The following is a 20133-nucleotide window of genomic DNA, read 5'->3' as shown; positions in this document are numbered from 1 at the left end:
CGGGGTGGTCGGGGCCGAGGACGCGTTCGCGGTCGGCCAGGACCCCTTCGCGCAGTTCGAGTGCGTCCTGGGTGCGCCCGGTATCGCTGTAGGAGATGGCGAGGCTGGCCCGGGCGCTGAAGGTGTCGGGGTGGTCGGGGCCGAGCACGCGTTCGCTGTCGGCCAGGACCCTTTCGCGCAGTTCGAGTGCGTCCTGGGTGCGCCCGACACGGCCGTAGGAGGCGGCGAGGTTGCTGCGGGCGGCGAAGGTGTCGGGGTGGTCGGGGCCGAGGACGCGTTCGCGGTCGGCCAGGACCCCTTCGCGCAGTTCGAGTGCGTCCTGGGTGCGCCCGGTATCGCTGTAGGAGACAGCGAGGTTGCTGCGGATGGAGATCGTGTCGGGGTGGTCGGGGCCGAGGACGCGTTCGCTGTCGGCCAGCACTTTCTCTTGCAGTTCGAGGGCGTTCTGGGTGCGCCCGGTAGCGATGTAAGAGTTGGCGAGGTTGCTGCGGGCGCCGAGGGTGTCCGGGTGCTCGGGGCCGTGAATGTCCCAGCTTTGCTGAAGCAGCCTTTGGTTGTACTCAGCAGCCTGATCGGAAAAGCCCGCCGCTGTCAGGCTGCTGCTGACCTTGAAAAGGCATCCGTGCGTGGTGGGCTTCCACAAGCACGGGAAAGTGTGCTGGTCAAGCAGCATGGCGTTCGTGCGTAGGGCGGCGGACAGGTCTCGGTCGTTGTGTTCGGGTTCGGGCCAGAGACTGAGGATCGCGTCAGCCACGGTACGTGCCATCACGGGCAGGGCTCGCGGAGGAATCGTCTCCCGCATGGCCCGGGCGGTCAGGGCGTGGACGCGGATCGGCCCCTTTGTCGTGTCCTGGGCGATGAGGGCGTAAGTGCGCAGGCACTCCAGCGCGGTGTAGATGTCCTGCTCGGTGACGGTCGGATGGCGTCTGGGCAGCCAGCGGCGGCGACCGGGGGGCGACGTGCGCAGATGTGCCCGCGCGGGTGGCGTGGTCCACAGGCCAGCGGGGTGGCCGACCGGATCTATGAGCGCGATGAGCTGTAGTAGCGGACGGGCGAGGCGGGTGGTGTCGGCGGCCTGCACGGCGTCAAGTGAGACCAGGAGAGCCGTGGTGACGGGGAGTCCGTAGCCCTCGGTATCTGAATTCGGGGGTAGGAGATCGCTCAATTTGTTGGCGGTGTCGCGGAAGAGCTCCAGATAATCGCCGATGAGGCACCGCTTGTTGATCAGGTAGGCGGCGGCGTGGCCAAGGGCCAGAGGCAGACGGCCGAGTTCCTCGGCAAGCTGGTCGGCGTGATCGGCGTCGTATAGATGGGGATATCCGGCGTCGGTGAGGCGGCGATGGAGGTAGGCACGGGCTTCCTCGACGGTGTACAAGTCCAGGCGGATCAGTTTGCGGCCCTGCCCGCTGAGCAGGGCGTCACTGCGCCGAGTCGTGGCGACAACCCAGCCGTTCTGGTGGCTTCCGTCGGGCCACCAGGGATCAATGGCTTCCGGGTTGGTGATGTCGTCCAACACGATCAGCCAACGGCGCTCAGTGGCAGGCAACCATGCCAGGAACGCTCTGGCCGCGGCAGTGACATCGTCCGAGGCGTCGCCTCGGAGGCCGAGCCGGTCGGCGGCGTCGGCGTAGGCGGTGATGATCTGGTTGGGCTCGCTCGCATTCGCCCATACCAGGAGATCGAGTCCCTTGTCCTGGGACCGTTTCTGGTCGCGCAGCTCACGTGCCAGCGAGGCGGCGAGCTGGCTCTTGCCGACTCCACCGTCACCAGCCAACACCTGGGACAGCACCACGCTGTCACTCTGGCAACGGGCCCGAGCGATGGCCGTGCGGGCTTGGGCACGCGGCTGAAAGGACGCGGCCAGCGGGGGGATGGTGCCAACCCAGATCGGCCACTCGATCTCGGGCTCCCTCACCGTCGGCGCGTGGACATTCACATCACCCGTGATCTGGGTGATGTTTCCCTGCGTGCGGGCGCTCTGCCGCGTGCGGCGCTGCCCCGGGCGCTGCTTCACTGCTGTGATCCCCCACTACGCGCGGTTGCCGCCGACCTGGTCGATGTCGCTGCCGCTGCGTGCCTTCTGCCGGATACTCTCCCGCAAAGCCCGACGACGGGCCGCGAGTGCTCCGTCCCGGTCGCCCCCCGTCTGCGTGATGTTTCCCTGCCCCCGCGCAGACTGCTGCACCCTCCGCGTCGGAGGAGTGCCCGTGGGGGCAGTACTAGCCTGGGACGCCCACCAGCCGACGGCCGCCAGAACGCCGGCCGCACCCACCCCGGCGACAGGCGCGATGACCTCCCAGGGGTCCCTTCCACCGGGGGACAGCACCGCCCAGGGCACCGCAACAAGGAAGAACGCCAGAACCGAAGCGGCCACCGCCACCAACCACCGCGCTGCTGCCCGCATCCCTGCCCCCCGCGAAGCCCAACCTACCAACGTGTCCTATAACAGGCCATGTTGGCACGGAACGCCCCGCCAGTACGCGCAGATGCGAGGAACCGGCACAAACAACGGAAGGCTGGTCCACACGGTTGATGGAGTCTCAATGACTGGTCAGGCCGACGGTGCGCCGCCCGCCAGTAGGGACGGCGCACCTGGCCCGATGCGGACTTCGAGGTCTGGCCTCATCTTTATCAGGTCGATCACGGGGCGTCGGGGGCATCGACCAACTCGCTCTATGCCTTGGCTGATCGTCCACTGGGGTTCGGCTCCGACCGCTGATGTACGCGCCTGTTGGTGTCAGCCGCTGACGTCAGCTTCAGAGGGCGGGCTTGACGCGGCCGTCTCGCTTGGCTAGGAGCGGGTCTCGGTAACGGGCAAGCCGCTGGCCGGCCGTGATCGATGGGATCGGTCGCGGCCGCTCCTCCGCCACCCGTGAGGCGCAGTCGGGGTTCCTGTCGGTCGGGTGTTCGGCTTGTAGGGGGCCGGGTTTCGTCGGCAGCTTGCGGGCCATGCGCTCCTTGAGGGTCGCACTCACGGGGATGCGTCCGCGGGGTGCGGGCGGGACCTGCTCGTCGTGGGCGAGGCGGCCGGTGGCCATGAACGTGTCGGTGCCGCAGCCGAGTCGGCGGTCCTTCGCGGCTTCGAGGTTGGTCTCGGAGCAGTGGCCGGCGTCCACGAGGGCCTGCTTGGGGTGGACGCCGGTGTTCTGGGCGGACTGGTCGAGCATGGCGGTGTAGTTCAGTGCGTCTGAGGCGTTGCAGGTGACGTCGGCGGCGGTGATGACCTGGTGGGCCTCGTCGGCGACGGCCTGGGCGTTGTAGGCCTGGATGTAGGCGCTGTGGCTGTTCTTCATGATCCCGCGAGTCGGGGTCGGGTGACGTTGTTGTCGACGAGGACTGAAAGGGTCTCGCCTTTCCGGAATTCTCTGACTATTGTCAGAGAATGGAACGAGAGCAGATCGATGTGGTGCGCAGGTTCAATCGTGCGGTCACACAGCGAGTCGGCGCCTTGAACGACGAGTATCTGTCGCGGGATCGGTCACTCGGGCTGTCGCGGCTGCTGTGGGAGGTAGAGCCGGATGGATCCGAGGTACGCGTTCTCCGCTCGCGACTGGGTCTGGACTCGGGATATCTGAGCCGGCAACTGCGGCGGCTGGAGTCGGACGGCCTGGTGACCACGGACCCGGACTCGGATGACGGACGGGTGCGGAAGGTGCGTCTGACCAAGACCGGCGTTGCGGAGCGGGCGGTGCTGGACCGCGCGTCGGATGAACTGGCGGAGTCGATCCTCGATCCACTGACCGATGGCCAGCGGGGGCGCCTGGTGGCGGCGATGACGGAGGTCGAGCGGCTGCTGCTGGCCTCTCAGGTGCGGATCGAGATGACGGACCCACGCGCCCCTGACGCCCGGTACTGCCTGCGCTCCTACTTCGAGGAGCTGGAACGACGATTCGACACCGGGTTCGACCCCGCCCAGAGCATCTCCGCGAGCGACGAGGAGATGACACTGCCGAACGGGTTGCTTCTGGTGGCGAGCGCGCAGGGCTCTCCGATGGGGTGCGGGGCGCTCAAGCTTCACACCAAGACGAGGATCGCGGAGGTGAAGCGGATGTGGACATCCCCGGACGTTCGCGGGCTCGGCCTGGGCCGCCGCATCCTCGAGCGCCTAGCGGACGAAGCGACCGTCCGCGGGATGCAGACGCTACGACTGGAGACCAACCGCACGCTCGCGGAGGCCAGACGCCTCTACGAGACCGCGGGATTCGTAGAGGTCGAGGCGTTCAACACCGAGCAGTACGCGCACCACTGGTTTGAGCGGAACCTCGAACGCTGAGACGAGCCAGTCGGCCCGCATGCTCGTTACTGACCCACGTTCCTAGCTCCCCGGGTTCGGAGGTGTAGGAGCGGATCGTTCAATGGGCCCTTCAGCCCATACGCGTGTGCATGACGGCATACCGGTGATTGCGCCCCCCGTTGCACCGGACTTCCGTCCGTCCTCATGGAGGAACTCAAGGTCGTGCCGCTGAGCCTCTGCGTCGACGCTCGACTGGACGACGGTGAGCTTGTCGACGGCTACCTCGTAGTACTGGTGGATGCGCGCCCGCCCCAATCTGACCGCCTCCTCAGCGGAGGGCATGCGCCGCCAGGAGTCTCCTTGTGCCCGGCCCTTCAGCTGCTGGTAGACCACCTTGATCGCTGCCGCGATTGCCGTGGCGCCGATGCCTCCTGCGGTCCCCGTAGAGACCTGCATGATGATTACGGAGTACGACCCTGAGGCACCCCAGCTGTGTTTGCTGGTCCGGGCAGACACTGTGCTGTGGCCAGGGGCCTGCTTGCCCTCCGCCCACGGAATCGCGCCCTGGTCCTGACCGCGCCGAAAACACGCCGGTCCGAGCGGCCCGTACCGCTACCCCGCGTCTGTGTCGACGCGCTGCGCCGGCACCGGGCGGGGCAGAACGCGGAGCGCGCCGCGGCGGGGGAGCGGTGGCGGGAAACGGGCCTGGTCTTCACCACGCGGCTCGGCACGGCGATCGAACCCCGGAACCTCAGCCGGCCTTCTATCCGATCCGTGAGCGGCTGGGGCTGGAGGTGCGCTTCCATGACCTGCGCCACACCTGCGTCACGCTGCTGCTCGGACTCGGCATCCCGCCCCACATCGTCCGGGACATCGTCGGGCACAGTGCCCTGGATGTGACTGTGACGATGAACATCTACGCGCACGCGGACATGACAGAGAAGCGTGCCGCACTCGATCGGCTGGGGACGTTGCTGGAAGACGATTGACGCGGCGCCGGTGAGCCGGCGGGGACGTTGCCGTCAGAGAGGCGGAACGCCCTGGAAGGGCTACTCCTTCCGCGGCGTTCTCGCTGCTCAGGCATGGCGCCCCCGGCAGGACTCGAACCTGCGGCCAAGCGCTTAGAAGGCGCCTGCTCTATCCACTGAGCTACGGGGGCCGGTGTGGTGGCCTCTGTCGTGGTGCCCGGGTGTGGGCTGATCCGTGACGTCGCCGGGGACAAGGATAGGGCTCCCGCGTCCTTGTCCCTGATGCTTCGCCTCCGTGGCTCGATGTGGAGGTTCGGTGAAGCGGTCCTGATAATCGCAGGCAGGTACGAATCGTGCAGCGCTTTTGGCGTCCCGCGCACCGGGTGTTGTGCACTCGTTATGCCTGGAGTGTGCCTGCGTCCCAGTCGTCCCTTCCGTCCCTTGTGTCCTGTCGGCGCGCAGACATGCTCATATGCTTCAGAATTCCCCTAAAATTGGGCATTCTTCGCATGTGGTGACCTTGGACGTACGGCCTCAGCTGCTCGACGCACTCTCCGCCCTGCGCGACCGTGTCGCCGCCGCACGCTTCCCGCTGCCCCTGGCGGGGGCTCCACGCGCGCGTGCCAACCGCGACGAACTGCTCGCTCAGCTCGACGACTACTTGGTGCCCCGGTTGAGGGACCCCGAAGCGCCTTTGCTGACCGTCGTCGGGGGATCCACCGGCGCCGGGAAGTCGACACTCGTCAATTCGCTCGTCGGACGGCGCGTCAGTGAAGCGGGGGTGCTGCGGCCGACGACACGGACTCCGGTACTGGTGTGCCATCCGGAGGACCATCACTGGTTCAGCGGGATGCGGGTGCTGCCCGACCTCACGCGCGTGTGGGTGGCGCGACAGGAGCCGACAGCCGATCTGCTCCTCCCGGGTGAGGAGCCCTCGCGAGTGCTGCGGATCGAGACCGCCGACACGCTGCCGCCCGGCCTCGCCCTCCTCGACGCGCCCGACATCGACTCTCTGGTCGCCGACAACCGTGTCCTCGCCGCCCAGCTGATCTGCGCGGCCGACATCTGGGTCATGGTCACCACGGCCGCGCGGTACGCCGACGCCGTGCCCTGGCACATGCTGCGCACCGCCAAGGAGTACGGGGCCACGCTCGTCACCGTCCTCGACCGCGTACCCCACCAGGTCGTCTCCGAGGTCTCGCGGCAGTACGGGGCGCTGCTCACCAAGGCGGGGCTCGGCCACGTACCGCGGTTCACGGTGCCCGAACTGCCCGAGTCGGCCTGGGGTGGCGGGCTTCTGCCCACCACCGCGGTGGCGCCGCTGCGGACCTGGCTCGTCCACCAGGCGCAGGACCCCGCCGCCCGGCAGTACGCGCTGGCCCGTACGGCGCACGGCGTCCTCGACTCGCTCAAGGCCAGGATGCCCGAGCTGGCCAGTGCGGCGGCTGCCCAGCACGCGGCCGCACAGCGACTGGCCGCCGCCGTCGACGGGGCGTACGACAGCGAGTACGCGCGCGTGCGGGGGCGTCTGCAGGCGGGGGCCGTGCTCGCCGGTGACGCCTTGAAGCGCTGGCGAGCCTTCCCGCTCGACTGCTCCCCGGGCGAACTGCTCGACGCCCTCGTGGAGAGCCTGGGCACGCTTGTGCTGTGTGCGGTCACGGCCGCCGACGAGCGCGTCCAGGAGGCATGGCGGCGCGAACCGGCCGCCGGGACCCCCGGGCTGGCCGGGCTCGACCCGTCCCCGGACAGCGCCGAGCAGCGCATCGGGCTGGCCGTACGGCGGTGGCGGCGGGAGCTCGAGGAGTACGCCGAGGACGAGGTGCGCGAGCTCGACCGGAACGTGGCGCCGGATCCCGAGGTGGTCGCCGCCCTCGTCGCCACCGTGCTGCTGGGCGGCCGCCGGGCGCGGTCGGCCGGCGAAGGGCTTGCCGAGCGCATCGGTGCGCACGGGGCGCTGCGCCTGCGGGACCGGGGCGGGCGACTGCTCGCCGACCACCTGAACCGCGTCATGGACCACGAACGCGAGCGCCGTCTCGCGCCCCTCGACGCGCTCGACGTACATGCCGAACCGCAGGCCGAACTCATTGCCGCGCTGTCCGTACTGCAGAAGGAGAGGTGACCGGTGACTGCCGCCACGGACCAGGACCACGACCACACGGAGCACACCGATCACGCCGAGGACGCGGGTTCACACGACGCGGGTTCAGACGGCGCCGGTTCGAACGACGAGCGGGGGGCAGACCGCTCCCCTGGAGAGGGCGCTTTCCAGGACGATCCCCGCGGGAACGGCTCCTCGGAGGGCGAGCGCCCGCAGGGGCAGACGGCGGACCTCCGATGCGGTCAGGCGGAACCCGCCGATGACGACCACGCGCGCGTGAGGGGCCGCGGGAGGACCGAGGGCGACGGCGACACCTCCGGTCGCAAGGACTCCGCAGGCGCCTGGGACGACGGGCTGATCGCCCGGCGCGTGCCCGAGACCGCCGCCGAGCGCGTCACCGCCGTGGAGAGCAGGGCGTCGAGTCCGCAGGCCGCGCCGACACTGGCGTACGACGGACCGCTGCGGTCGCGGCTGGACGCACTGCGCGAGCTGGTGGGGCTCTCCCGCACCCGGCTCGACAGCAGGACGCTCGCCGAGGCCGGCCGGGTTCTCGACGAGGCGGCGGCACGGCGCAGGCTCTCCGGACAGCACACCGTCGTCGCCATCGCAGGCGCCACCGGCAGCGGCAAGTCGCAGCTGTTCAACACGCTCGCGGGAGTGGCCATCTCGGAGACGGGGATGCGCCGGCCGACAACCGCCGCCCCCATCGCGTGCAGTTGGAGCGACGGCGCGTCGAGCCTCATCGACCGGCTCGGCATCCCGGGGCGGCTGCGACGGCGACCGGTGCAGAGCGCGGAGGCGGAGGCGCAGCTGAGCGGGCTCGTCCTGGTCGACCTGCCCGACCACGACTCGGCGGCCGTGCAGCACCGTGAGCAGGTGGACCGCGTCCTGGCGCTCGTCGACGCGGTCATCTGGGTGGTCGATCCCGAGAAGTACGCGGACGCCGTGCTCCACGAGCGTTATCTGCGGCCCATGGCGGGCCACGCGGAGGTCATGTTCGTGGTCCTCAACCAGATCGACCGGCTGCCCGGGGAGGCCACCGAGCAGGTCCTCGACGATCTGCGGAGGCTGCTCGACGAGGACGGGATCGCCCTGGGCGAGCACGGCGAGCCCGGCGCGACCGTGCTCGCCCTGTCGGCTCTCACCGGTGACGGCATCGGTGAACTCCGTGAGGTGCTCGGCCAGTTCGTGAGGGAGCGAGGGGCCCCCAGGCGCCGTATCGCCGCCGACTTGGACGCCGCGGCGGCGCGGCTCCGGCCGGCCTACGCCACGGGGCGGCGGGCCGGACTCAGCGAGGAGGCGCGGGAGGAGTTCGCGGACCGGCTCGCCGACGCGGTGGGTGCAACCGCCGCCGGCGAGGCGGCCGAACGCGCGTGGCTGCGCAACGCCAACCGTGCGTGCGGGACGCCCTGGCTGCGGTTGTGGCGCTGGTACCAGGACCGGCTCGAACCCCCTACGGGACGGTTTCCGCTGCGCGCGCAGCCCGACGAGGAGGCCACGGCACGGCAGCGCGTCGAGCAGGCGGTGCGGACGATGGCCGACCGGGCGTCGACCGGGCTGCCCGCGCCGTGGGCGCAGGCGGTGCGAGAGGCGGCCGTACGCGGCTCCCAGGGGCTGCCCGAGGCGCTGGACGAGCTGGCGGCAGGGGCGGGACTGCCTCCCGGGCGGCCGCCGCGGCCGGGCTGGTGGCCGGTGGCGGTGCTGGCGCAGGCGTCCATGACGATTCTCCAAGTCGTAGGTGGCCTGTGGCTGTTGGGGCAGATCATCGGGTTCATGGCGCCGAACCTGGGGGTGCCGGTGCTGCTGATGTTGTGCGGCATCGTCGGCGGACCGATCGTCGAGTGGAGCTGCCGGATGGCGGCACGGGGGCCCGCGCGGAGGTATGGCGCGGAGGCGGAGCGACGCCTGCGGGAGGCGGCCGCCGGGTGCGGCCGGGCCCGGGTGCTGGATCCGGTGGCCGCGGAGCTGTTGCGGTACCGGGAGGTACGAGAGCAGTACGTCCGGGTCACAGGGGTGGGAGCCGTGGCGAGGTAGGCGGGGGGATGGATCGAGGGCCCGAATCCCTCGTCCGGGTGACGGGCTTTTCCACAGGCGGGCGGTGGTCCACAGCGTTCAGCGGGCTCGGCCTGGCGGAGGCAGTCTGGCTGTGCGGCGATCGCGGCGGACGCGGTCGGCACAGCAGACGCAGCCGTACGGGACGGGCCCGTACGTGCATCCACCCGGCGCGGGCGCCGGACGAGGGAGGGGTTCACGATGAACGAGACCATGGTGTGCGCGGTGGGCAACGTGGCGACGCAGCCGGTGTACCGGGAGCTGGCGTCGGGCGGTTCTGCGAGGTTCCGGCTGGCCGTGACCTCGCGCTACTGGGACCGGGAGAAGAACGCCTGGACGGACGGACACACCAACTTCTTCACGGTGTGGGCCAGCCGGCAGCTCGCGACGAACGTGGGGGCCTCCCTGTCGGTGGGCGAACCCGTCATCGTGCAGGGCAGGCTGAAGGTACGCACGGAAGTACGCGATAGCCAGAACTGGACCTCGGCGGACATCGACGCGGTGGCGATCGGCCACGACCTCACGCGGGGCACCTCGGCCTTCCGGCGCACGAACAAGCCGGAGACGCCGGCTGCTTCACCACAGCCCGAGCCGAACTGGGAAACCCCGGACGGTGACTCCGCGGGCACAGCCCTCCAACAGCAGCGGGAGCCAGCGGTGGTGACGTGATGTCGGCCGTCGCCCCACGCTGACCGAACTGCGGCTTATCGGCGAATACCCGCAGAACGAACCAGTGTATTTGTCGATAAGCCCTGCTCGCATGCCGTCTTGGCGATAACGATTCCGAGTCGGATCGGCCGTCCGATGTCATCACCGGGAAGCGTGGTGCGCCGCGTCCTTAGGATGCCGTGCGTAGCCCTCGGGGCCTCTGATTCTGCTGGTGGGACCGGCACCCGCGTCAACCGGTCCTGCTCGAAGGGGAATTCTGTGCTTTCTTCGTTCTCTGCGCAGTCGGTGCGCGGGCGGGGTGTGGTCCGCCTCGCCGCGGTGACGTTGGTGTCCGGGCTCGTCGCCGTCGGCGTGATGGCCGGCTCCGGTACGGCCGCAGCCGACGGGGCGTCGCAGAACCAGAGCGGGGCCACCGCCACCATGGGCGGCCTGAAGACGTACGGCGCGGCCGTGATCCATGGCGAGGCCGGGGACCAGCAGATCTCGGCGGGCCTGTTCGAGATGTCCGTCGAGGGCGGCGGCACCCTGCAGACGTACTGCGTCGACCTCCACAACCCCACGCAGAAAGACGCCAAGTACCACGAGACGCCCTGGAGCGGCACCTCGCTGGGGACCAACGAGGATCCGGGCAGGATCCGCTGGATCCTGCAGAACTCCTACCCCCAGGTCAACGATCTCGCGGTGCTCGCGGCCAAGGCCGGCGTCCGCAGCGGGCTCTCCGAGCAGGACGCGGCGGCCGGTACCCAGGTGGCGATCTGGCGCTACTCGGACGGCGCGGACGTCGACGCCCTCGACCCGCAGGCCGAGGAGCTCGCGGACTACCTGGAGAAGAACGCCCGGAACCTGGGGGAGCCGGAGGCGTCGCTGACCCTCGACCCGCCCGCGGTCTCCGGTCGGCCCGGCGAGCTGCTCGGTCCGGTCACGGTGCACACCAACGCGGGCACGGTGACGGTGTCGCCGCCGGCGGACGCCGCCACGAGCGGGGTGCGGATCGTGGGCAAGGACGGCAAGGGCATCACGTCCGCCGTGGACGGCAGCCAGGTGTTCTTCGATGTGCCCGAGGACGCGGCGGCCGGTTCGGCCGAGCTGGCCGTGCATGCCTCGACCACCGTGCCGGTCGGCCGTGCCTTCGCCTCCGAGAGTCGCAGTCAGACGCAGATCCTGGCCGGTTCCAGTGAGTCGACGGTCTCTGCGACGGCGAGTGCCGCCTGGGCGGCGGGCGGCGCTGTACCCGCGCTGTCGGCGGTGAAGAACTGCGCCGAGGGCGGGGTGGACATCACCGTGGCCAACGTGGGCGACAAGGAGTTCACCTTCGAGCTCATGGGAACCGAGCACGTCATCCCGGCGGGCAAGCCGCGGACGGTGACGATCCCGCTGCCCGAGAACCAGGCGTACGACTTCACGATCACGGGGCCGGACGGCTTCGAGAAGCGGTTCACGGGCGTGCTCGACTGCCAGACGCAGGGTGACGAGGCCGGCGACTCGACGCAGACGCTCAGCGAGCCGGGCCCCGCGACGGTCGGCGGGACCTCCGCGGACACCAACCTCGCCGAAACCGGCGGCTCCGGCGCGACCGGAGTGATCGCGGGTGTGGCCATCGCCCTGGTCGTGACCGGCGGCGCGGTCCTGCTCCTCATGGGCCAGAAGAAGGCGCCGACGCGGGACTGAGCGACCAGGCGGCTTGTCGTGGTCGTCGCAGCACGGCCGCGCGTGTGGGGCGCGCTGGTGCGCCCACACCAGAGCGGAACAGCCGTCCGAGGTCGAGCGCCAGCCCAAGTTGCTTCGGGACCAAAGGTCCAGTGCCACGGCTGTTCCGCCTCAGCTCCAGCCAGCGCCGCTGCGTCCGGATCGCTCCTTGTTCCCCCACGCGACGCCGATGTCGCGGGCGCACGGGCCGAAGCTGCGGCCCGCGTTGTTCGACCTCGGCGACGACCCGTCCGGCGTGACGACTCGGCCGATTCCTGGGCCGTGTCTGGGCTGTCCAAGGCACCCCGAGGCCACCCGACGACGCCCGGCAGTGACAGTCGAGCCACAGTCGCCAGCAGTGAAATCCCAGGTCAGGGCCGCTCGACCATACGGGTTTCCCCCCAGGGGTGGCCGTCGGGCAAGATGGGGTGTATCTGCCCACTGCCAGAATTCAAGCTGCCGGACGGTTTCTCTTGGCTGAGTACATCTACACCATGCGCAAGACGCGTAAGGCGCACGGCGACAAGGTGATCCTTGACGACGTGACGCTGAGCTTCCTGCCCGGCGCGAAGATCGGTGTGGTCGGTCCGAACGGTGCCGGTAAGTCCACCGTTCTCAAGATCATGGCCGGTCTCGAGCAGCCGTCCAATGGTGACGCCTTCCTGTCGCCCGGCTACTCCGTCGGCATGCTGCTCCAGGAGCCGCCGCTCGACGAGAACAAGACGGTCCTGGAGAACGTGCAGGACGGCGCCGCCGAGATCATGGGCAAGCTCAAGCGCTTCAACGAGGTCGCCGAGCTCATGGCGACCGACTACTCGGACGCGCTCATGGAGGAGATGGGCAAGCTCCAGGACGACCTGGACCACGCCAACGCGTGGGACCTGGACACGCAGCTGGAGCAGGCCATGGACGCGCTGGGCTGCCCGCCCGGCGACTGGCCCGTCACCAACCTCTCCGGTGGTGAGCGCCGACGGGTCGCTCTGTGCAAGCTGCTGCTCGAAGCTCCCGACCTGCTGCTGCTCGACGAGCCCACCAACCACTTGGACGCCGAGTCCGTGCAGTGGCTGGAGCAGCACCTCGCGAAGTACGCGGGCACCGTCGTCGCCGTCACCCACGACCGGTACTTCCTCGACAACGTCGCCGAGTGGATCCTCGAGCTGGACCGCGGCCGCGCCCACCCGTACGAGGGCAACTACTCCACGTACCTCGACAAGAAGGCCTCCCGCCTGAAGGTCGAGGGCCAGAAGGACGCCAAGCGCGCCAAGCGGCTCAAGGAAGAGCTCGAGTGGGTGCGGTCCAACGCCAAGGGCCGGCAGGCCAAGTCCAAGGCGCGTCTGTCCCGTTACGAGGAGATGGCCGCCGAGGCGGACAAGATGCGGAAGCTGGACTTCGAGGAGATCCAGATCCCGCCGGGCCCGCGTCTGGGCAACGTCGTCGTCGAGGTCAACAACCTCAGCAAGGCCTTCGGCGAGAAGGTCCTCATCGACGACCTCAGCTTCACGCTGCCGCGTAACGGCATCGTCGGTGTCATCGGGCCGAACGGCGCCGGCAAGACCACGCTCTTCAAGATGATCCAGGGTCTGGAGCAGCCCGACTCCGGTTCGATCAAGGTCGGCGAGACCGTAAAGATCTCGTACGTCGACCAGAGCCGCGAGAACATCGACCCGAAGAAGTCGCTGTGGGCCGTCGTGTCCGACGAGCTCGACTACATCAACGTCGGACAGGTGGAGATGCCCTCGCGGGCCTACGTCTCCGCCTTCGGCTTCAAGGGGCCGGATCAGCAGAAGCCGGCCGGTGTCCTCTCCGGCGGTGAGCGCAACCGCCTCAACCTCGCGCTCACCCTCAAGCAGGGCGGAAACCTGCTGCTCCTCGACGAGCCCACCAACGACCTGGATGTCGAGACCCTGTCGAGCCTGGAGAACGCGCTGCTCGAGTTCCCGGGCGCGGCCGTGGTCGTGTCCCACGACCGGTGGTTCCTCGACCGGGTCGCCACGCACATCCTCGCCTACGAAGGCGAGTCCAGGTGGTTCTGGTTCGAGGGCAACTTCGAGTCGTACGAGAAGAACAAGATCGAGCGGCTCGGTCCCGACGCGGCACGTCCGCACCGTGCCACCTACAAGAAGCTGACCCGGGGCTGATCTCTTGCGGCACATCTACCGCTGCCCACTGCGCTGGGCGGACATGGACGCGTACGGCCACGTCAACAACGTGGTCTTCCTCCGCTACCTGGAGGAAGCCCGTATCGACTTCCTGTTCCGCCCCGGCAAGGATTTCAAGCAGGGGTCCGTGGTGTCGCGCCATGAGATCGACTACAAGCGGCAGCTGGTCCACCGGCGCGCGCCCGTGGACATCGAACTGTGGGTCACCGAGATAAAGGCGGCCTCGTTCACGCTCACCTACGAGGTCAAGGACCCGGACCAGGTCTACGTCCGGGCCTCGACGGTGATAGTGCCGTTCGACTTCGAGGCGCAGCGGCCACGCCGGATCACCGCCGAGGAACGGGAGTTCCTCGAGGAGTACACGGACGACGACGAGGAGGAGGCCGTCGCCGCATGACGGTGCTCCACCTCGCTGACGAGCGGGAGGCGGCGGATCTCGCGGCCTTCCTCTCCCGGCTGCTCCACTACGACCGTTCGGCCGCGGTGCGTCTCCAGGGGGCCGGCACCGCGCTCGCCGTCTTCGGGCGGCCCCCGTCCTTCGAGGTCCTGGCGATCCGCGCGGTGCGGCTCGCCAAGCCGTACGAGAACGGGCTCGACGTCACCCTGGATGTGACCGTGTCCGCCGGGGAACTGCTGGAGTCCGTCGACGAGTCGGCCGCCACGGCCCTCGTACCGACCGCGGTCACCGGTCCGCCGTGGGCCGGAGTGCTGCCGCCGCGCGGCGGGTGGCGCGCGGAGACCGGACTGCCGGATCCGGACGCGCTGCGCGCGATGGTCGGCGCGGTCGTCGCCGAATTCCGCTCCCGGACCCAGGAGTTGGTGACCGACCGGCGTACGAGGGCGGAACTCGACCGGATCGGGCGGGAGATCTGGTCCCGGACGGTGGGGAACACCCCTTTGCCGGTGCGGGCCGTGCACGCGGCCCAGTCTCTGGGCTTCCTGCGGTCCACGGAGGCCGCGGGCGACCTGGCGTTGCTCTCGTCGGGTGCGTGGCTGAGACTGCGCACGCCGTACGGCTCGATTGCCGTACGGCGCGCTGGGCTCGGGGTCCTCGGCGTCAGCGTCCGCTGACGGAACGGGTGCCCGCCGGCGGCATGACAGCCCACCGGGGGCAGGGCGGCATCCGTCGGGTGGGTGCCATAGGTGATCGCGCTGAGCAGGCGCTCGGCGAGGTCTTCGGAGAGCGACATCGGTGGACCTGCGGCGGGCGCTGGAGCGAACGCGGCAGCGCGGACGGACCGGATCGCAGCAGCGTCCGCACGGTCCGCGGCCCGTCCCCTCTCGCGATCGGCGACGCGGCCCGGCGTCACTCACCTGCGGACCCCCGCAACGCCGCCGACACCGCGCTGATCGTCAGGGCGGACGTGCCGTCCGGCGGTATTCGCTTGGGGGCCGGATTTGATCGGATTGTGACCGGATACGGGTGCCGTACGACCGGAATCCGCGCGTCACGCCCCGCGCATCAGTCCGCGGTGTTCACCATCGAGGCCGCCGCGTACGTCAGGTAGTTCCACAGCGTCTGCTCGTGCTCCTCCGGCAGGCCGAGCTCGTCGACCGCGTCCCGCATGTGTTTCAGCCAGGCGTCGTGCGCCGCCCGGTCGACCGTGAACGGGGCGTGCCGCATGCGCAGACGGGGGTGGCCGCGGTTGTCGCTGTACGTCGTGGGGCCGCCCCAGTACTGGATCAGGAACAGGGTCAGGCGCTCCTCGGCGGGCCCCAGGTCCTCCTCCGGGTACATGGGCCGCAGCGCCGGGTCCTCGGCGACTCCCTCGTAGAACCGGTGGACGAGGCGGCGGAAGGTCTCCTCCCCGCCGACCTGCTCGTAGAAGGTCTGCTCCTGAAGCGTGCCGCGCCGAATCTCTTTCACCCGTCCATGGTCTCAGACGCGGTGACCGAGGACTCAAGGCTTAGGACCGCCCCCCTTCCGGCCGCCGGGCCGACGTTGAGATTCCGGATCGGCCGGCCAAGGCGCTCGCCTCTCGCCGCGCGCCGCCGCACAGTGGACATATGGGCGCTTACGATCTCGACAGGGACGACAGGGAGCTCGCCGACCTTGCCGCCTCGGTGCGGGCGGCGCTGGTGCGCCAGATCGACGCGAGCGGGGCCTGGGCCGCCGACCCGGTGTGGCGGCAGGCCTTCGAGGAGGTTCCGCGCCATCTCTTCGTCCCGTACTACTACGTCGGCGTCCTGGGCGGCTACGAACGGCGCTGGGGCGAGAGCCCGGACCCGCGCAGCCGCGAGCGCTGGGTGCGCGGGGCGTACGCCGACACCCCGCTGGCCACCCGGCTGCGCGACGGCGAACTGCTCTCCTCCAGCAGCCAGCCCTCGCTGATGGCGATGATGCTGGTCGCGCTGGAAGTCGAGGTGGGAAACACGGTCCTGGAGATCGGCACGGGTACCGGCTACAACGCGGCCCTGCTCGCCCACCGGCTCGGCGACGACGACCTCGTCACCACCATCGACCTGGAGCCGGAGATCACCGAGTCGGCGCGGCAGCACCTGGCCGCCGCCGGCTACCACCCGGTCGTCGTCACCGGCGACGGGGCGCGCGGAGTGCCGGAACGCGCCCCCTTCGACCGGATCATCGCGACCTGCACGCTGTCATCGATCCCGCCCGCCTGGCCGGCCCAGTGCCGCCCCGGCGCCCGCATCCTCGCCCCGTTCGCCACCGGTCTGATCGCCCTGACCGTCCGCGATCCCGGCCACGCCGAGGGGCGCTTCCTGCACACACCCGCCTACTTCGTGCCGCTGCGCGGCGCGGGCAGGGCCGCGCAGGAGCCGGTGCCGCTGGCCGGAGTGCCGCGCCGGGCGAGGGAGCACGAGCTGTTCCGCTTCCTGCTGACCCTGACCCGCGGCAGCCTCGATCCGCAGGAGGCGTACGCGCTGTGGGAGCGCGAGGGCATGCCGCAGCGCGAGCGGTACGGGATCACGGTCAGCGGCGAGCACGAGTGGGCGTGGCTGGACGATCCGGAAGGGCCGTACGCGTGGCCCCTCGCCTGAAGCAGAGGGTCAGCTCCTGCTGAACCAGAGGCTCAGCCCCTGCGGATCGTGATCGTCGTCCACGCGCCCACGTGCACCCGGTCCCCGTCCTGGAGGGTTACGGGTACGAAGGGCTGGATCGGCTCGTCCGAGCCGTTGACCGTCGTCCCGTTCGTCGAGTTCTGGTCGACGACCGCCCAGGTGCCGTCCGGCTGCTGGACCAGGACGGCGTGCTGGTGCGAGACGCCCGGGTCCTCCGGCGGCACCGACAGATCGATGTCGGGGGTGTCGCCGGTGGAGTGACGGCGACGGCCGATGGTGATCTGGTTGCCGGTGAGCGTGCGCTGCTGCTCGGGCGAGTAGGCGGGCAGGTTGAGGCCCGCGGCCTCGGGGCCGGAGCGATGCATCATCGCCATGAAGTACTCGCGGTCAGGACCGATGGTCGCCGTCCAGGTCGCCGTCTGCTGCGGGAAGCTGAGGCCGGGCGGCGAGGTGGGGGCCTGGGTCGAGCCGGGCTGCGGGTAGCCGTAGCCGCCGCCGGGACCGCCCTGGCCGCCGGGACCGCCGGGTGCGGTGGACGACGGCGGGGAGATCACCCAGTCGTCGTCACCGCCGCCGAAGGAGGGACCGCCCGGCTGGGGCCGGCCCGTCTCCTGCGGGAAGCCGGGAGGGGCGGCCGGACCCGAGGGCCCGGACGGCTGGAACGCCTGCGGGGCACCGGCCGCACCGCCGGGACCGGGCGGCGGCGGAACCGGCCGCGAGGGGTCGCCACCGAATCCGGGGGGAGCGGCCGGGCCGCCCGGACCGCCAGGGTTACCGAAGCCGCCCGGACCGCCAGGAGCCCCCGGACCGCCGGGTCCGCCGGGTCCGCCGAAGTCGCCAGGAGCACCCTGGGGACCGCCCTGGCCACCGGGTCCGCCGGGTCCGCCGAAGTGGCCGGGGCCACCCTGGGGACCGTCCTGACCACCGCGCCCGCCGAAGTTACCGGGACCGCCCTGACCACCGGGGCCACCGGGTCCGCCGAAGTGGCCGGGGCCACCCTGGGGACCGTCCTGACCACCGCGCCCGCCGAAGTTACCGGGACCGCCCTGACCGCCGGGGCCGCCGGGGCCGCCGAAGTTGCCGGGGCCACCCTGGGGACCACCGGGGTCACCGGGTCCGCCGAAGTTGCCGGGACCCCCCTGGGGGCCGCCCTGGCCACCGGGGCCGCCGGGGCCACCGAAGCCTCCGGGTCCACCACGGCCGCCGCCGGGACCGCCCTGCGGGGCGGAGGGGCCCGAGGGCTCCCCGCCGAACGGCGGGATCGGCTCGGCCGGCCGGTTCATCTGCGACGGGCGCGAGCTCTGGTACTCGTACGAGTCACCCCCGCCGTAGGAAGGGCCGGGCGGCTGCTGGAAGCGGCCGGCCGGGCCGGGCGCCGGGCGCGGGGCGGCCGGGGTGTACGAAGTGGCCGTGTTCGTCAAAAAGTTCCACCGGCACTCCTCGCAGAACGGCGCTCCGCCCTCACGGGGGGTGCGGCACTGCGGGCAGAGCTCCGGCTCGGGGTCGGGCACGGCGGACAGGCGCGGCCGCCCGCCGGGCTGAGTGCCCGGGCCCTGCGGCGGTGGAAAGCCGTAACCGCCGCCGGGCGACGGAGGCGGTGGGGGCGGGGGCGGGGGTACGGCACCGGCCATGCGGTGACCGCAGACCTCGCACCAGTCGTCGGAACCCGACTGGTGTCCGTTCGGGCAGGTCGGCATGTCGGCGCTTCCCCCTCTCCTTTTCCGGCCGCTTTGACCGGATTTCTCCAACCCCAAGGGGTCAGGCTCGCTGCTTTCGGTGTCCGTCTACGGTCACTTCTTTACACGAACAGTCTTTGTCGACCGTGTTTCGAGAGTCATCTCATCGGCCTCCGCGACCTTCGCCTTCAGTCGCACAGTACCCGTCGCGGCGTCGACCACGTCCACCACCTTCGCAAGCAGTTTCGCAGTATCCGCGTTTCCCGAGGCGCCGGCGAGCTGAACGGCCCGGCCCAGTTTGGCCGTTGCTCCATCCATGTCTCCCGCTTTGCGGAGGTCCAGCCCTTGTTGGATGACTTGTGCCAGTTCGGCCTGTCCCGTGTAGTGGGCGACCTGGGGGTTGATCGACGTCGACGCGACCATGTCGTCGGTCCACACGGCCCGTACGAGCCCCTGGGCGCCGAGGTTCTGGGCGGTGCCGTCGGGCTGCGGGACGACCAGGGAGACCCGGGCGGCGAGCATCTCCTGGCCGAGGTTCGCGGCCGGGACCTCGACGCACACGTGGTAGTCGCGGGACTCGTCCCCCCAGGAGCCGGTGGGGTAGTCCCCGGCGCGCGGACCGGCCTCCGTGCGGCGGTCGGTGAGCTCCTCGACGGTGGGCGCGACCTGCTTGACGAACCTCACGGTTGTGCCGACCGGTGTCCACAGCCTGAGGGCGACGTCCGAGACCTCCTTGCCCATCGCCGTCTCCATCATCCGCGTGAAGTCGGCGGCGAGACCTGCGGGGTCGGCGACGATGTCGGAGGTGCCGAGCAGGGCGGAGGCGATCCCTGTGACTTCTTTCACTTCCCAGTCGGTGCCCACGCCGCGGGCGTCACAGGTGAAGCGCCCGGCGCAGGCGTCAAGGGCCGCCCTGAGGTCCTGGGGCGACTCGTGCTCGTTGCGGCCGTCGGTGAGCAGGATGCCGTGGCGGATGGCGACGTCCGCGGCGGAGAGCAGCCGGTCGGCCAGGCGCAGCCAGGTACCGATGGCCGTGCCGCCGCCCGCGCTCAGCCTGCGCAGCGCCTGCCTGGCCTGCTCCCGGGTGGTGGCGTCGGCGACCGCGAGGCGCCCGCCGCCCGGGTAGACCTCCTTGGCGACGTGCGTGCCGCCGATCACCGCGAAGTGCACGCCGTCGCGCAGGGTGTCGATGGCGGCGGCCGTCGCGTCCCGGGCGTTGCGCATCTTGGTCGGCGGGTAGTCCATCGAGCCCGAGCAGTCGACCATGATCGCCACGGCGGCGGACGGGCCCTGGCCGGGCGAGTAGAGCTGGGGCGCCGCGACCGCGCTGCCCATCGTGCCGCCTCCGGTGGCGGTCACCGTGACGATCGCGTTGACCTCGCGGCCGCCTTCCGGCAGGTACTCGTTCTGGTAGACGTCCACCGAGAACTGCGGCACGTTCGACTTCGAGAAATTGGCCATGCGTACTCAAATCCCCCTCGACAACCCCGCCGAAGCGGGGCGATGACTGAAGACGGACCGGTCCCCTCCGGTCCGATGCTGCTTCCCCGGCTGTTTCCCCGGGCGCGGC

The 20133-nt window shown here is 70.5% G+C and carries 13 protein-coding genes, 1 tRNA gene and 2 pseudogenes; 10 read left to right on the top strand and 6 right to left on the bottom strand.

Translation table 11 applies throughout. The features are described from left to right. A partial coding sequence (locus ACZ562_RS14150) for a tetratricopeptide repeat protein (RefSeq protein ID WP_471177804.1) occupies positions 1 to 2014 on the bottom strand: 2014 nt, incomplete at its 3' end. Positions 2015 to 2921: 907 nt separating this feature from the next. After that, positions 2922 to 3302 (bottom strand): annotated as a pseudogene (locus ACZ562_RS14145) (hypothetical protein); the annotation flags it as partial. A gap of 80 nt (positions 3303 to 3382) precedes the next feature. On the opposite strand from ACZ562_RS14145, the gene ACZ562_RS14140 reads away from it, so the two are divergent. Together ACZ562_RS14140 and ACZ562_RS14135 are read left to right on the top strand one after the other, a co-directional pair. Further along, positions 3383 to 4273 (top strand): bifunctional helix-turn-helix transcriptional regulator/GNAT family N-acetyltransferase, encoded by an 891-nt coding sequence (locus ACZ562_RS14140; protein ID WP_471177802.1) that lies wholly within the window; start codon positions 3383 to 3385, stop codon positions 4271 to 4273. A 522-nt stretch (positions 4274 to 4795) separates the two neighbouring features. Next, a pseudogene (locus tag ACZ562_RS14135) lies at positions 4796 to 5223 on the top strand (tyrosine-type recombinase/integrase); the annotation flags it as partial. A gap of 94 nt (positions 5224 to 5317) precedes the next feature. Here the strand turns inward: ACZ562_RS14135 and ACZ562_RS14130 are convergent. After that, a tRNA-Arg gene (locus ACZ562_RS14130) sits at positions 5318 to 5393 on the bottom strand. Between the two features lie 320 nt (positions 5394 to 5713). Between ACZ562_RS14130 and ACZ562_RS14125 the strand changes: the two genes are divergently transcribed. From ACZ562_RS14125 to ACZ562_RS14095, 7 genes are all read left to right on the top strand, one after another. Beyond that, positions 5714 to 7321, top strand: a complete 1608-nt coding sequence (locus ACZ562_RS14125) for a dynamin family protein (RefSeq protein ID WP_471177800.1) — start codon at positions 5714 to 5716, stop codon at positions 7319 to 7321. A gap of 3 nt (positions 7322 to 7324) precedes the next feature. After that, complete coding sequence (locus tag ACZ562_RS14120) at positions 7325 to 9334, top strand: YfjP family GTPase (protein ID WP_471177799.1); 2010 nt, start codon at positions 7325 to 7327, stop codon at positions 9332 to 9334. A 219-nt stretch (positions 9335 to 9553) separates the two neighbouring features. Next, complete coding sequence (locus ACZ562_RS14115) at positions 9554 to 10021, top strand: single-stranded DNA-binding protein (protein WP_471177797.1); 468 nt, start codon at positions 9554 to 9556, stop codon at positions 10019 to 10021. 258 nt (positions 10022 to 10279) lie between these two features. Further along, positions 10280 to 11689 carry a Cys-Gln thioester bond-forming surface protein gene (locus ACZ562_RS14110; protein ID WP_471177795.1) on the top strand — a complete coding sequence of 470 codons (1410 nt, stop codon included), beginning with the start codon at positions 10280 to 10282 and terminating at the stop codon, positions 11687 to 11689. 491 nt (positions 11690 to 12180) lie between these two features. Beyond that, positions 12181 to 13845, top strand: a complete 1665-nt coding sequence (ettA, locus tag ACZ562_RS14105; RefSeq protein WP_471177793.1) for an energy-dependent translational throttle protein EttA — start codon at positions 12181 to 12183, stop codon at positions 13843 to 13845. Between the two features lie 4 nt (positions 13846 to 13849). Next, the gene (locus tag ACZ562_RS14100) at positions 13850 to 14263 is read left to right on the top strand and encodes an acyl-CoA thioesterase (protein ID WP_471177792.1); all 414 of its coding nucleotides are present in this window, start codon (positions 13850 to 13852) and stop codon (positions 14261 to 14263) included. Next, entirely contained in the window at positions 14260 to 14937 is a 678-nt protein-coding gene (locus ACZ562_RS14095; protein WP_471177791.1) for a DUF8010 domain-containing protein, read from the top strand. Before ACZ562_RS14100 ends, ACZ562_RS14095 begins: the two co-directional genes overlap by 4 nt. Before the next feature lie 391 nt (positions 14938 to 15328). Here ACZ562_RS14095 and ACZ562_RS14090 read toward each other — a convergent pair whose 3' ends face one another. After that, positions 15329 to 15733: a globin gene (locus ACZ562_RS14090; protein WP_471177789.1), complete on the bottom strand. Its 405-nt coding sequence runs from the start codon at positions 15731 to 15733 to the stop codon at positions 15329 to 15331. Between the two features lie 140 nt (positions 15734 to 15873). Here ACZ562_RS14090 and ACZ562_RS14085 point away from each other — a divergent pair, with 140 nt between their 5' ends. Continuing rightward, the gene (locus ACZ562_RS14085; RefSeq protein WP_471177787.1) at positions 15874 to 16866 is read left to right on the top strand and encodes a methyltransferase domain-containing protein; all 993 of its coding nucleotides are present in this window, start codon (positions 15874 to 15876) and stop codon (positions 16864 to 16866) included. A gap of 32 nt (positions 16867 to 16898) precedes the next feature. On the opposite strand, the gene ACZ562_RS14080 is transcribed toward ACZ562_RS14085, so the two are convergent. Continuing rightward, a complete protein-coding gene (locus tag ACZ562_RS14080) occupies positions 16899 to 18584 on the bottom strand; it encodes an FHA domain-containing protein (protein ID WP_471177785.1) in 1686 nt (561 codons plus the stop codon). A gap of 93 nt (positions 18585 to 18677) precedes the next feature. Beyond that, on the bottom strand, positions 18678 to 20024 hold the full coding sequence (locus ACZ562_RS14075; RefSeq protein ID WP_471177784.1) for a vWA domain-containing protein: 1347 nt from the start codon (positions 20022 to 20024) through the stop codon (positions 18678 to 18680). Positions 20025 to 20133: the final 109 nt, after the last annotated feature.

The sequence above is a fragment of the Streptomyces sp. NPDC040410 genome (assembly GCF_055595715.1).
This window is presented reverse-complemented; position numbering and strand designations above follow the sequence as displayed.

Bases quoted from the DNA above. Each gene is read 5' to 3' on its own strand.
- ACZ562_RS14140 (WP_471177802.1), top strand. From the start codon at position 3,383: ATGGAACGAGAGCAGATCGATGTGGTGCGCAGGTTCAATCGTGCGGTC.
- ACZ562_RS14115 (WP_471177797.1), top strand. From the start codon at position 9,554: ATGAACGAGACCATGGTGTGCGCGGTGGGCAACGTGGCGACGCAGCCG.
- ACZ562_RS14095 (WP_471177791.1), top strand. From the start codon at position 14,260: ATGACGGTGCTCCACCTCGCTGACGAGCGGGAGGCGGCGGATCTCGCG.
- ACZ562_RS14085 (WP_471177787.1), top strand. From the start codon at position 15,874: ATGGGCGCTTACGATCTCGACAGGGACGACAGGGAGCTCGCCGACCTT.
- ACZ562_RS14080 (WP_471177785.1), bottom strand. From the start codon at position 18,584: ATGCCGACCTGCCCGAACGGACACCAGTCGGGTTCCGACGACTGGTGC.
- ACZ562_RS14075 (WP_471177784.1), bottom strand. From the start codon at position 20,024: ATGGCCAATTTCTCGAAGTCGAACGTGCCGCAGTTCTCGGTGGACGTC.